Source organism: Neisseria polysaccharea (genome assembly GCF_963392925.1).
GTDB lineage: Bacteria > Pseudomonadota > Gammaproteobacteria > Burkholderiales > Neisseriaceae > Neisseria > Neisseria polysaccharea.
This window is the reverse complement of record NZ_CAUJNZ010000008.1, coordinates 88,625-101,232: the sequence shown is the minus strand read 5'-3', so window position 1 is coordinate 101,232 and position 12,608 is coordinate 88,625. Positions and strand designations below refer to the sequence as shown.

14 protein-coding genes and 1 pseudogene are annotated in these 12,608 nt (G+C 53.4%); 12 read left to right on the top strand and 3 right to left on the bottom strand.

Annotated elements, in window-relative coordinates; genetic code table 11:
• Positions 1-81: 81 nt before the first annotated feature.
• From trpB to RDY34_RS06700, 3 genes are all read right to left on the bottom strand, one after another.
• On the bottom strand, positions 82-1,284 hold the full coding sequence (gene trpB, locus RDY34_RS06710; RefSeq protein WP_003753226.1) for a tryptophan synthase subunit beta: 1,203 nt from the start codon (positions 1,282-1,284) through the stop codon (positions 82-84).
• Positions 1,285-1,368: 84 nt separating this feature from the next.
• Positions 1,369-2,004 carry a hypothetical protein gene (locus RDY34_RS06705; protein ID WP_025456854.1) on the bottom strand — a complete coding sequence of 212 codons (636 nt, stop codon included), beginning with the start codon at positions 2,002-2,004 and terminating at the stop codon, positions 1,369-1,371.
• Positions 2,005-2,033: 29 nt separating this feature from the next.
• Positions 2,034-2,936 carry a DMT family transporter gene (locus RDY34_RS06700; RefSeq protein WP_308073414.1) on the bottom strand — a complete coding sequence of 301 codons (903 nt, stop codon included), beginning with the start codon at positions 2,934-2,936 and terminating at the stop codon, positions 2,034-2,036.
• A gap of 238 nt (positions 2,937-3,174) precedes the next feature.
• Between RDY34_RS06700 and rsmA the strand changes: the two genes are divergently transcribed.
• From rsmA to RDY34_RS06640, 12 genes and pseudogenes are all read left to right on the top strand, one after another.
• Positions 3,175-3,954: a 16S rRNA (adenine(1518)-N(6)/adenine(1519)-N(6))-dimethyltransferase RsmA gene (rsmA, locus tag RDY34_RS06695; protein WP_308074822.1), complete on the top strand. Its 780-nt coding sequence runs from the start codon at positions 3,175-3,177 to the stop codon at positions 3,952-3,954.
• Positions 3,929-4,174: pseudogene (locus RDY34_RS06690) on the top strand (GTP pyrophosphokinase); the annotation flags it as partial. The gene rsmA and the pseudogene RDY34_RS06690, both read left to right, overlap by 26 nt.
• A gap of 111 nt (positions 4,175-4,285) precedes the next feature.
• Positions 4,286-4,741: a hypothetical protein gene (locus RDY34_RS06685; protein WP_308074821.1), complete on the top strand. Its 456-nt coding sequence runs from the start codon at positions 4,286-4,288 to the stop codon at positions 4,739-4,741.
• 41 nt (positions 4,742-4,782) lie between these two features.
• On the top strand, positions 4,783-5,511 hold the full coding sequence (locus RDY34_RS06680; protein WP_002240396.1) for an amino acid ABC transporter ATP-binding protein: 729 nt from the start codon (positions 4,783-4,785) through the stop codon (positions 5,509-5,511).
• Positions 5,512-5,583: 72 nt separating this feature from the next.
• Entirely contained in the window at positions 5,584-5,943 is a 360-nt protein-coding gene (locus RDY34_RS06675) for a hypothetical protein (protein WP_003753242.1), read from the top strand.
• A 4-nt stretch (positions 5,944-5,947) separates the two neighbouring features.
• Complete coding sequence (locus tag RDY34_RS06670) at positions 5,948-6,394, top strand: protein YgfX (RefSeq protein ID WP_308074820.1); 447 nt, start codon at positions 5,948-5,950, stop codon at positions 6,392-6,394.
• Positions 6,395-6,423: 29 nt separating this feature from the next.
• Positions 6,424-7,698: a bifunctional tetrahydrofolate synthase/dihydrofolate synthase gene (gene folC / locus RDY34_RS06665; RefSeq protein WP_308074819.1), complete on the top strand. Its 1,275-nt coding sequence runs from the start codon at positions 6,424-6,426 to the stop codon at positions 7,696-7,698.
• A 12-nt stretch (positions 7,699-7,710) separates the two neighbouring features.
• Entirely contained in the window at positions 7,711-8,733 is a 1,023-nt protein-coding gene (ftsN, locus tag RDY34_RS06660) for a cell division protein FtsN (protein WP_003753249.1), read from the top strand.
• Complete coding sequence (locus RDY34_RS06655; RefSeq protein WP_003753251.1) at positions 8,726-9,223, top strand: CvpA family protein; 498 nt, start codon at positions 8,726-8,728, stop codon at positions 9,221-9,223. Before ftsN ends, RDY34_RS06655 begins: the two co-directional genes overlap by 8 nt.
• 207 nt (positions 9,224-9,430) lie before the next feature.
• Positions 9,431-10,975, top strand: coding sequence for an amidophosphoribosyltransferase (gene purF, locus RDY34_RS06650; protein ID WP_308073418.1), 1,545 nt, complete (start codon positions 9,431-9,433; stop codon positions 10,973-10,975).
• A 99-nt stretch (positions 10,976-11,074) separates the two neighbouring features.
• Positions 11,075-11,566: a transcription elongation factor GreB gene (greB, locus tag RDY34_RS06645; protein WP_002214159.1), complete on the top strand. Its 492-nt coding sequence runs from the start codon at positions 11,075-11,077 to the stop codon at positions 11,564-11,566.
• Positions 11,567-11,624: 58 nt separating this feature from the next.
• Positions 11,625-12,251 carry a phosphoribosylanthranilate isomerase gene (locus RDY34_RS06640; protein ID WP_308184504.1) on the top strand — a complete coding sequence of 209 codons (627 nt, stop codon included), beginning with the start codon at positions 11,625-11,627 and terminating at the stop codon, positions 12,249-12,251.
• Positions 12,252-12,608: the final 357 nt, after the last annotated feature.

Here is a 12,608-nt window from a genome sequence, read left to right as displayed (position 1 = left end):
TTCTTTAATTTTACAAGGAAAGTTCGTAAAAATACCGTCTGAACTCAGGCTTCAGACGGCATTTTTATCAGACGGACGAGATTACAGTTTAATACCTTTGAGCTTCGCCACGGTATTGATGTCTTTGTCGCCACGACCGGAGAGGTTGACCAGAATCACCTGGTCTTTACCCATTTTCGGCGCGTTTTTCACCACCCAAGCAACGGCATGGCTGGATTCCAGCGCAGGAATAATGCCCTCGAAGCGGCAGAGCAAATCAAAGGCTTCAAGTGCTTCATCATCTTTGGCAGCGGTGTATTCGACGCGCTTGATGTCGTGCAGGTGGCTGTGTTCCGGACCGATGCCGGGGTAATCCAAGCCTGCGGAAACAGAGTGCGTCCCCAAAACCTGGCCGTTTTCGTCCTGCATCAGATAGCTGCGGAAGCCGTGTAATACGCCGATAGGGGCTTTGCTGGTAATCGGTGCGGCGTGGTCAGGGGTATCCACACCCAAACCGCCTGCTTCTACGCCGACCAAACGTACGTTTTCTTCTTCAATATAGGGATAGAACAAACCGATGGCGTTGGAGCCGCCGCCCACGCAGGCAACGGCAACGTCGGGCTGTCTGCCGATGGCTTCCTGCATCTGCGCTTTAGCTTCGTTGCCGATAACGCATTGGAAATCGCGCACCATTTCGGGATACGGCACGGGACCAGCGGCGGTACCGATGATGTAGAACGTGTCGTCCACGCGAGCGACCCATTCGCGCATCGCTTCGTTCATCGCGTCTTTCAGCGTGCGGCTACCGCTTTCTACACCGACCACGTTTGCGCCCAACAATTTCATGCGGAACACGTTGGGCATTTGGCGTTGGATGTCGTCCGCACCCATATACACGTCGCAAGTCATACCGAAGCGTGCAGCGACGGTGGCGGAGGCCACGCCGTGCTGACCCGCGCCGGTTTCCGCGATGACGCGTTTTTTGCCCATGCGGCGGGCGAGCAATGCCTGACCGATGGTGTTGTTGACTTTGTGCGCGCCGGTGTGATTCAAATCTTCACGCTTCAGCCAGATTTGTGCGCCGCCCAGATGCTCGGACAATCGCGCGGCATGGTAAACGGGGCTGGGTCTGCCGACGTAGTGTTTCAAATCATGGCGGAACGCTTCCCAAAATGAAGGATCTTCTTTCGCTGCTTTATAGGCTTCTGCCAATTCTTGCAAAGCCGGAATCAGGGTTTCGGAAACATACAGGCCGCCGTGTTCGCCGAAAAAGCCCTTCTCGTCGGGCGCATGGTAGTTTTTCATCGGATTTCTTCCTTGTGCTTCAAATTTTCAGACGGCCTCTCCATTTTCTGCAAACATGCCGTCTGAACGGAAAATTGTCGGCAATTATAACTGTTTTTCACACAAACCCGCCATTTCGAAAAACGCCCGATACGCCGCCGCCTTTTTCGCCAAACTCAAAGGATAAGCGCGCGAAGTCGAAGGCAGGCGGGTCAGAGTCAAATCCCGTCCGGCAAACGGAAACGGCACGGTTTCGCCCGTTTTCGGCATTTTGATGCCGTCGCCCTGAATATCGAGCAGGATTTCCGTCGCCTTGCCGCCTGTCGTACAAATATGGCGGCACTCGGGCATCTGCGCCAACACTGCCGCCAAATCGACGGTTTCAACTACCTTTAAAAACTTGTCGGACGCATTGCCGTGCTGACGTACCGCCTTCAACACGGTCGGGCAGGACGCAATCCCCCGTTCGTGCAAAAACGTTTTGATTTTCTCCGCGTCAAACGCTTTTTCAGAGTGCGCAGCCTCCCCGTGGGACGGCACTTTGAAATAATCCGCATCGCCGAAAAACACCAGCCCGTAAACGCGCCACATATCGTTTTGGAAATTCGGATAATGAAACTGCATCGCACGTTTGTCTTCCTTGGGCGGAAACGTCCCCATCATCATGACCGATGCCCCGTTCGGCAAAACGGGATCGAACGGATAACTTTCAATTTCCAACCCGACCGCATTATTTTCCATTTTCACCCCATATACCCGGCCGCCCGGCTTCAGGCGGCATTTTGTCCCAAATGTATCAAAATCATGCCGCCGGCTGCCGCCGCACAACCCGCCGCCAAAGAAATATGCAGCGGCTCCCCCAAAAACCAGACCGAACACAACATACCGAAAATCGGTACCAATGTTACATAAACAGACGCACCGCCCGCCCCCAATACTTTCACGCCTTCAAAATACCACGCATACGCCAAAACAGTCGCACCGACCGCCAACCACAGCAATGCAAGCCAGCCGCGCCCATCCATGACCGCTACCGCCCCAAGCGGCAAACCTTCCGCAAACCATGCCACGGCGGACAACATCAGCGCACCGGACATCGACGTAACCGCGGCAACCGTCAGCGCATCAATCCCGCGCAAAACCTTGCGCCCTATCAACGTATAAGCTGACCAGCAAACCACACATCCGAAAATCAGCCATTCCCCGGGCTTCAACCCGTCCGCCAGCACCGCTGCCGGATTACCCTGCGTAACCGCAGTTACCGCGCCGCCGACGGTCAGCAACATACCCGTCAGGATTTTCATATTCAAATATTCCCCGAACAACCATACCGCCAACAGCAGCGTCAACACCGGGTTCACGCTCATGACGACCGCGGCTTTGCCGGCAGGCATCTGCTGCAGGCCCAACATGAAGAATACGGCATACCCGCACACGCCGAACAAAGCGGCAACCGCCAAACCCAGCCATTGCCGCGACGACAAAACCGACAAAGCCGCAAACCTGCTGCGCGCAAACAACCAACCCGACAACAAAACCGAAGCCAGCAGAAACCTGACCGCCCCGCCCGTCAACGGCGGCAGAGACTGCCCCAATATCCTGCCCATAGGCCAAGACGCACCCCATAATACCGCCATACCCAAGAGCTTCACATGAATCAGATAAGTCCTCATACAGTACCCAACCGTAAAAATACCAAACCAACAGATAAGACCGAACAAAACAGCATTATCAAGCCCCGCCGTTTTCGGTTACAATGTCCACATCAAACCGATATTGTAAACATATTCACATTTAAATGCCGAACAAGATGTCCATACGGCTTGCCGGATTCCCCCGAAACAGAAGGGACACCTTCCCAAAAATCCGGCCCGTATCCTCAAAACCGGTTGCACCGGTCAAGGAAACCCGATGAAAGAACACAAAGCCCGCAAGCGTTTCGGGCAGAACTTTTTACAAGACACGCGGATCATCAGCGATATTGTCAACGCCGTGCACCCGCAGGCGGATGATATCGTGATTGAAATCGGCCCGGGTTTGGCGGCGATTACCGAACCTTTGGCAAAAAAACTGAACCGCCTGCACGTTATCGAAATCGACCGCGACATCGTATGCCGTCTGAAAACGCTGCCGTTTGCGGATAAACTGGTAATTCACGAAGGCGACGTGTTGCAGTTTGATTTCAACAGTATCGCAGGCAAAAAGAAAATCGTCGGCAACCTGCCGTACAACATTTCCACGCCGCTTTTGTTCAAGCTGGCGGAGGTGGCGGACGATGTCGTCGATATGCACTTTATGCTGCAAAAAGAAGTGGTTGAGCGTATGGTTGCCGCGCCGAAAAGCAACGACTACGGGCGTTTGGGCGTGATGCTGCAATATTTTTTCGATATGGAGCTGCTGATTGACGTACCGCCCGAATCGTTCGATCCTGCACCGAAAGTGGATTCAGCAGTGGTGCGCATGATTCCGGTGAAACACCGCATCGGCAAAGCGGACGATTTCGAGCATTTCGCCAAACTTGTGAAACTCGCCTTCCACCAACGTCGCAAAACCATACGCAACAATCTGAAAGAGCTTGCAGGCGACGATGATTTGCAGGCAGTCGGCATCAATCCGCAAGACCGCGCCGAACATATCGCGCCAGAGAAATACGTGGCGTTGAGCAATTATTTGGCAGGCAAGGCCGTCTGAAACAGTTGTCGGAATTTTGAAAAAACTTGACGGCTGGAAAACAGAATACGGCTTGAAAAACTGGTATTTGCGCGATGTCGGCGGCTATATCGGCATACACATTTATTTTAAAAACAGCAGCAATTTCTACTATCCGTGGGAATTGCAGGTTTGGGATGAAAAAGATGCCAAAGCCAATATTGAAAACCATATGGCGTACAAACGGAATTTTGTGCGTTGAATTACCGGCAAGCCGCATTGAAACCGTTTATAACTGTTTAATAAGAGAATAAACCATAAAATACACAACCGTATTCCTGACTTTTCCTTTAACCGCCCGAGTGAACAAACCATGAAATACACAGCCGCACTCCTGACTTTTCTTTTAACTGCCTGCATGAACCCGAACGATGCGTTTTTCCAAAACCGGCGTTATCAAATGCTAGAGGCACAATTGAACGGTTCAAATGCCATTTTCCATTACGGTTATTCCCAAAATCCCGATCATGATTTATTGGTCGACCAAGTCCGCGTGCCGGACGCGTACAGGGCTTCATTTGAGCGGGATTGGATAGCGAAGGAGCAAGGCTACCGCAAAAACGACTGCGTACTGGAAAAAGCGGAAAGCGGGGGTGTGACGTACTACACCTGCGATGCAGAAAAAGGATTCAACGGCACACGTTTCATCATCTATGTCGTGAATATAAAAAACGACAAAGGCTACGTCAAAGTTTACCGGAGCATGAATAAGCCGAATCAGGAAGAGTTAACCAAATTGGTTGCCGATTTGAATAAGTTTTACCCTTAATCAGTCAGACGGATTCAGACTGCCTGAAAAGAATGGACACTATGATCAAATTCAAAAACGTACACAAACATTTCAAAGACCTGCACGTCATCAACGGCGTGAACTTAGAAATCAAAAAAGGCGAAGTGGTCGTCGTCTGTGGGCCTTCGGGCAGCGGCAAATCCACACTCATCCGCACCGTCAACCAGCTTGAAAGCATCGAAAGCGGCGAGATTTGGGTGGACGGTGTCAACGTTGCCGACCCCAAAACCGATTTGAACAAAATCCGCGAAGAAGTCGGCTTCGTATTCCAAGGCTTCAACCTCTACCCCCACCTGACCGTATTGGAAAACATCACCCTCGCACCGATGAAGGTTAAAGGTCAAAATGCGGAACAGGCGGAGAAAAAAGCGATGGAACTTTTGGAACGCGTCGGACTGGCGCACAAAAAAGACGCTTTTCCGTCCCAACTTTCCGGCGGCCAGCAGCAGCGCGTGGCGATTGCGCGCGGACTCGCGATGGAACCGCGCGTGATGCTGTTTGACGAGCCGACTTCCGCGCTCGACCCCGAAATGGTCGGCGAAGTGTTGAAAGTGATGAAAGACTTGGCGGAAAGCGGTATGACGATGATGTGCGTAACCCACGAAATGGGATTTGCCCGCGAAGTTGCCGACCGGGTACTTTTTGTCGATAAAGGGCAAATCCTCGAAGACGAAACGCCCGAAGCGTTTTTTACCAACCCAAAACACGAACGCGCCAAGCAGTTCCTGCAGCAGGTCATGACCCACTGATGCTATGCCGTCTGAAAACCGAACGTTCAGACGGCATAGCCCGACACCGCAAGATGATTGAGAAAGAAAACCATGTATTTTGTTGACCGCACCGCCGTCGTCCTCAAGCCGACCGCGCGCTTTTTGGAATGGCTCAAAAGCACCGACGAAAATATGCCCGACCTAACCATAGAGCAGCTTCGTGCCAACTGTTCCGTCTTCCTCGTTCCGCAGTTCGACGAACCGGAAGCCGTCGTTTCCTACTTCGACGAACGCTACCGCCAGATTTTTGAAGCGGAGCTGGCAGGTTGGGACATCGATAAAGACAAATGGCCGCAAGACATGAGCCTGAAAGCGTTTTGGGAATTTTTCGATACCGAAATCCACGATATGGTGTTGGACATGGAAGAAGCGGATTTGAACATCACGCCCGTGTTCGACAATATGATGTAACGCCATGCGCGCCTTTCAGACGGCATTAAAACCGTCCCGCATCCTGAACATCCTGACTGTATCGCTCCACGCCGCTTCCCTTGCCGTCTGCCTGACTTGGTTTTACGGCCGAATGATGTGGTTCGGTTTTGCGGCTTTGGTGGCAAGTTACGCATACTCGCTCAGGATAACGAACCTGAAACACCGCCATGCCGTAACCTCCGTCATTATCGACCGCGACGGACAAGCGGAAATCGTATCCGGCAAAGAAAAAACAGCAAAGGCGGCAACACTTGCGGGCAGCAGTATGGTTACGCCTTATGCCTTATTCTTACAATGGGACACCGGCGGCAAAACCGTCAGCCAATGCATCATGCCCGACATGACGGACAAAGAATCCTACCGGCGACTGAAAGTCTGGGTGCTTTGGCGGCAGCCGAAAAAAACCGCCGAAACCGATACATCAGACTGATTTCAGACGGCATTTAAAACGGAACACACATGAAAACATTACAAGACTGGCTCTCGCATTTGGAAACCGCCCACAGCGGCGGCTTAATCGACATGGGCTTGGAACGCACGAGCGAAGTGAAAAAGCGCATGAACCTGACACCGCAATGCCCCGTCGTCGTTGTCGCGGGAACAAACGGTAAAGGTTCGGTCTGTGCCTACCTGACACAGATTTACAAACAGGCAGGCTTCAAAGTCGGTACGCTGACCAGCCCGCATTTATTGCGTTACAACGAACGCATCGCCGTCAACGCCGAACCCGTTTCGGACGATACAATCACCGCTTCCTTCGAACGCATCGAAACCGCGCGCGGTGAAATATCACTAACTTATTTTGAATTCAATGCCTTGGCGGCTGTCGACATCTTCATGCGCGAACAGGTTGACGTGATGATATTGGAAGTCGGCTTGGGCGGACGCTTGGACGCGGTCAACGTGTTCGACTGCGATTGCGCGGTAGTTACCAGCGTGGATTTGGACCATCAGGCGTTTTTGGGCGATACGGTCGAGCAGGTCGGCTTTGAAAAAGCAGGCGTGTTCCGCAGCGGCAAACCCGCCATCTGCGGTCAAAACCCCGCACCCGAATCGTTGCTTTCACACGCCGAATCCATAGGCGCGAAACTGCTGATGGTGCAGCGCGATTTCGAGTTTCACGCGATGGAAAACATCCAATGGAACTACCGCTTCCGGCCGCAGCATTCAGACGGTCCCGCACGCAACCGCAATGCCCTGCCTTTCCCCGCATTGCGCGGCGCATACCAACTTTCCAATGCCGCCTGCGCGCTGACCGTGTTGGAATGTTTGAACGACAAATTGCCGGTGGACATCGGCGCCATCAAGCGCGGTTTGTTGCTGGTTGAAAACCCCGGCCGCTTCCAAGTCCTGCCCGGCCGTCCGCTGACCGTGTTGGATGTCGGACACAATCCCCACGCCGCCCGCGCCCTGCGCCGCAGCCTGATGAATCTGGCGTTTGCGCAAAAGCGCACCGCCGTGTTCAGTATGCTGTCCGACAAAGACATAGACGGCGTGTTGGAAATTGTCAAAGACCAGTTTGACGAATGGTATATCGCACCTTTGGACGTGCCGCGCGGAATGACGCTCGATAGCCTGCAAGACAAACTGCACGAACACGGCATCGAAAACATACAGACATTCGCCGCCGTCCGCGAAGCCTACCGGGCGGCAGCCTCAAAAGCGGGCGAAAACGACAGAATCGTCGTATTCGGCTCATTTCATACCGTTGCCGACGTGATGTCGGTACTGTAAAAGGAAACTTCTATGTCCGAAAACAAACAAAACGAAGTCCTGACCGGTTACGAACAGCTCAAACGGCGCAACCGCCGCCGCCTCGTAACGGCAAGCTGCCTGGTTGCCGCCTCCTGCATCCTGCTGGCAGCCGCGCTCAGTTCCGGTCCTGCCGAAAATGATCCTGCCGAACAGACTGCCGGCGAAACAAGCAGCGTAGAAAACAAAGCGGCAGGTGCGGCACAAACCCCTGCCTTGAAATCCGCCGCCGACAAACCGCAGGACTTGGCAGGCGAAGACAAGCCTTCTGCCGCCAACAGCGAAATCAGCGAGCCTGAAAACGTAGGCGCGCCGCTGGTGCTGATTAACGACCGCCTCGAAGACAGCAACATCAAAGGTTTGGAAGCATCCGAGAAACCGCAGCAGGCAGAAACTGCCCAAACCGCACCGAAGCAGGCAAAACAACGCGCTGCCGAAAAAGTGCCGGCAACTGCCGACAGTACAGATACGGTAGCGGTTGAAAAACCGAAACGCACTGCCGAAACAAAACCGCAAAAAGCGGAACGCACTGCCGAAGCCAAGCCCAAAGCCAAAGAAACCAAAACCGCCGAAAAAGTTGCCGACAAACCGAAAACTGCCGCCGAAAAAACCAAACCGGATACGGCAAAATCCGACAGCGCGGTAAAAGAAGCGAAAAAAGCCGACAAGGCTGAAGGCAAAAAAACAGCCGAAAAAGACCATTCGGACGGCAAAAAACACGAAATGGCACAAAAAACCGACAAAGCGGACAAGACCAAAACCGCCGAAAAAGAAAAATCCGAAAAATCCGGCAAAAAAGCCGCCATTCAGGCAGGTTATGCCGAAAAAGAACGCGCCTTGAGCCTCCAGCGCAAAATGAAGGCGGCGGGTATCGATTCGACCATTACCGAAATCATGACCGACAACGGCAAGGTTTACCGCGTCAAATCAAGCAACTATAAAAACGCGAGAGATGCCGAACGCGATTTGAACAAATTGCGCGTACACGGTATCGCCGGTCAGGTAACGAATGAATAACCTCCCCGTTGCCGACATACTCATCTTCGCCATCATCGCCGCCTGCATCGTCATTTCCACGATGCGCGGCGTGATTGCGGAGGCAGGTTCGATGGCGGCATGGGTGGTTTCCTTCTTTTTCGCCAAACTCTTTGCCGTCTCCTTCGCCGACCTCGCCTTTGCCTCGTTCCAACCCCGCCTGTTTGCATTGGCTCTGTCGTTCATTTCCCTGTTCGTCATTGCCTGTCTGATCCAGAAAATGCTCCGTTCGCTGCTGACCGGCGCAGTTTCGGCGGTCGGTTTGGGCTTTGCCAACCGCATTTTGGGCGGCGTATTCGGTGCATTGAAAGGAGTTTTGATTGTTACCCTGCTGATCATGCTTGCTTCAAAAACCGACCTGCCCGATACCGAAGAATGGCGGCAATCTTACACACTGCCGTTTTTCGTATCGCTTTCCGAAGCCGTGTTGAACCATAGCGACGGCACGGCGGAAACTCCGGAAGACGATTGATTGCCCTGCTGGCGTTTCAGACGGCATCCTCTTTTATGCCGTCTGAAATGTTTTTTCCTTTCCTCAGCCATATCACAGATTAAATCTTATCCTCCATAAACCCACCTATCTGTCCTTCACTCAAATATTGTCAACAATTCAGGCAAAAAACCGCCGTTTGCTTTATAATTCCGTTTTACCCTTAAACCTCGAATCGGAGAAGACGATATGTGCGGCGTATTAGGTTTGGTCAGTCATGAACCCGTGAACCAGCTTCTGTACGACGGCTTGCAGATGTTGCAGCACAGGGGACAGGATGCGGCGGGCATTGTAACGGCGGAAGGCGGCACCTTCCATATGCACAAAGGCAAAGGCATGGTGCGCGAAGTGTTCCGTACACGCAATATGCGCGATTTGGTCGGCAACGCCGGTATCGCCCACGTCCGTTATCCTACTGCGGGCAACGCGGGCAGCAGCGCGGAGGCACAGCCTTTCTACGTCAGCTCGCCTTTCGGCATCGTTTTGGCGCACAACGGCAACCTCACCAACACTGCCGAACTGTATGAAAACGTGTGCAACAAACACCTGCGCCACGTCAACACCAGCTCCGATTCCGAAGTTTTGCTCAACGTATTCGCGCACGAATTGCGCCGCGAAGTCTCTAAAAACGCCGACCCGCACCGGCTCAATGCCGACAATATTTTCAACGCCGTTGCCGAAGTCCACCGCCTGGTGCGCGGCGCATACGGCGTGGTTGCCATGATTGCGGGCTACGGTATGCTTGCCTTCCGCGACCCTTACGGCATCCGCCCGCTGGTATTGGGTTCGCAAACCGACAACGAAGGCAGGAAATCCTATGCCGTCGCCTCCGAATCCGTCGCCTTCAACGCGCTTGCCTACGATTTGGAACGCGACATCCGGCCGGGCGAAGCGGTATTTGTCGGCTTTGACGGCACAATCATCGCCCGACAATGCAGCGATAAGGCCAAACTCAGCCCCTGCCTTTTTGAATATGTTTATTTTGCCCGCCCCGACTCCGTAATCGACGGCGTATCGGTTTACCAATCGCGCTTGGATATGGGCGTGTCCTTGGCGGAAAAAATCAAACGCGAGCTGCCCGTGGACGACATCGATGTCGTGATGCCCATTCCCGACACCAGCCGCCCCAGCGCGATGGAACTTGCCGTCCACCTCGACAAACCCTACCGCGAGGGCTTGATTAAAAACCGCTATATCGGACGCACCTTTATTATGCCCGGCCAGGCGACGCGCAAAAAATCCGTGCGCCAAAAACTCAGCCCGATGGAAACCGAGTTTGCAGGCAAAAGCGTGTTGCTGGTGGACGACTCCATCGTGCGCGGGACGACCAGCCGCGAAATCGTCGAAATGGTACGCGCGGCTGGCGCGCGCAAAGTCTATATCGCCTCCGCCGCGCCCGAAGTGCGCTATCCCAACGTATACGGCATCGATATGCCTACGCGCGAAGAGTTGATTGCCAATGGGCGCAGCGCGGCGGAAATCGCCGCCGAAATCGGCGCAGACGGCATCGTGTTCCAAAATTTGAGCGATTTGGAAGCCGTCGTCAAAGCACTCAACCCGAAAATCGAATCCTTCGATTCGTCCTGTTTCAACGGCATTTATCAGACCGGCGACATCGATGATGCCTACCTCGACCGCCTGTCTGCCGAGAAATCCGGCTGCGGCGGCCTGAAAATCCACCCGAGTAGGATGGAACACAGCATCAGCATCAGCGATGCGGGCGACGAAGAATAAGGCTTCCCAAACCGCGATGCCGTCTGAAATCCGAACGCCGGGTTTTCAGACGGCATTTCCCATATCGGCATCACATTTCCCGTTTCATCCGCACACAATATGAGTACCGAAACCAAAAACTACATTACGCCCGCCGGATGGCAGGCATTGAAAGACGAGCTTTATCAACTGGTCAACAAAGAACGCCCCGAAATCGTCCAAATCGTCAATTGGGCGGCAGGCAACGGCGACCGCAGCGAAAACGGCGACTATCTTTACGGCAAACGCCGTATGCGCGAAATCGACCGCCGCATCCGTTTCCTGACCAAGCGTTTGGAGTCCGCCGTCGTCGTCGATCCCGAATTGCGCGAAGCGACCGACCAAGTATTTTTCGGCGCGACGGTCGGTCTGTTGCGCGGCGACGGACGCGAGCAAACCGTCAAAATCGTCGGCATCGATGAAATCGATACCGCGCAAAACAAAATTTCTTGGATTTCGCCGCTGGCTCGTTGTCTGATTAAAGCACGCGAAGGCGACGAAGTGGTTTTAAACACGCCGGAAGGCCGTGAGGAAATTGAAATCCTTTCTGTCGAATACATCAAAATCGACTGATCGGGAATGCCGTCTGAAACGGCACAAACGCGCCGTTTCCCAAATAAAGGAATACCGAATGAGGAAAATCCGCACCAAAATCTGCGGCATCACCACACCGGAAGACGCAGCAGCCGCCGCAGCGGCAGGTGCAGATGCCGTCGGGCTGGTCTTTTTCCAAGGCAGCAGCCGGGTCGTCGATATTGCCCGCGCCAAAAAAATCACCGCCGCACTGCCGCCGTTTGTCAGCATTGTCGCCCTTTTCGTCAACGAAAGCGCGCAAAACATCCGCCGCATCCTTGCCGAAGTGCCGATACACATCATCCAATTCCACGGCGACGAAGACGACGCATTCTGCCGTCAGTTCGACCGCCCCTATATTAAAGCCATTCGTGTTCAGACGGCATCAGACATCCGAAACGCCACCCACCGCTTCCCCGACGCTCAGGCACTGCTGTTCGATGCCTACCATTCTTCGGAATACGGCGGCACCGGACACTGCTTCAACTGGACGCTGCTGGCGGAATATTCGGGCAAACCGTGGGTGCTTGCCGGCGGGCTAACCCCTGAAAACGTCGGCGAAGCCATCCGCATCACCGGAGCTGAATCTGTCGACGTATCCGGCGGCGTAGAAGCGTCTAAAGGCAAAAAAGACCCCGCCAAAGTTGCCGCCTTTATCGCAACCGCCAACCACCTATCCCGTTAAAGCAACAAAAATTGCCGCCGGAATGACTTATAGTGGATTAACAAAAACCAGTACGGCGTTGCCTCGCCTTAGCTCAAAGAGAACGATTCTCTAAGGTGCTGAAGCACCAAGTGAATCGGTTCCGTACTATTTGTACTGTCTGCGGCTTCGTCGCCTTATCCTGATTTTTGTTAATCCACTATAATCTAAAAAATTTATGCTATTAAATCAGTAATTTCTGATGAATTTTGAAAACTTAATCCCGTCATTCCCGCGCAAGCGGGAATCCGGTTCGTTCGGTTTCGCTTGTTTTAAGTTTCGGGTAACTTCCACTTCGTCATTCCCGCGCAGGCGGGAATCCGGTTCATTCGGTTTCGC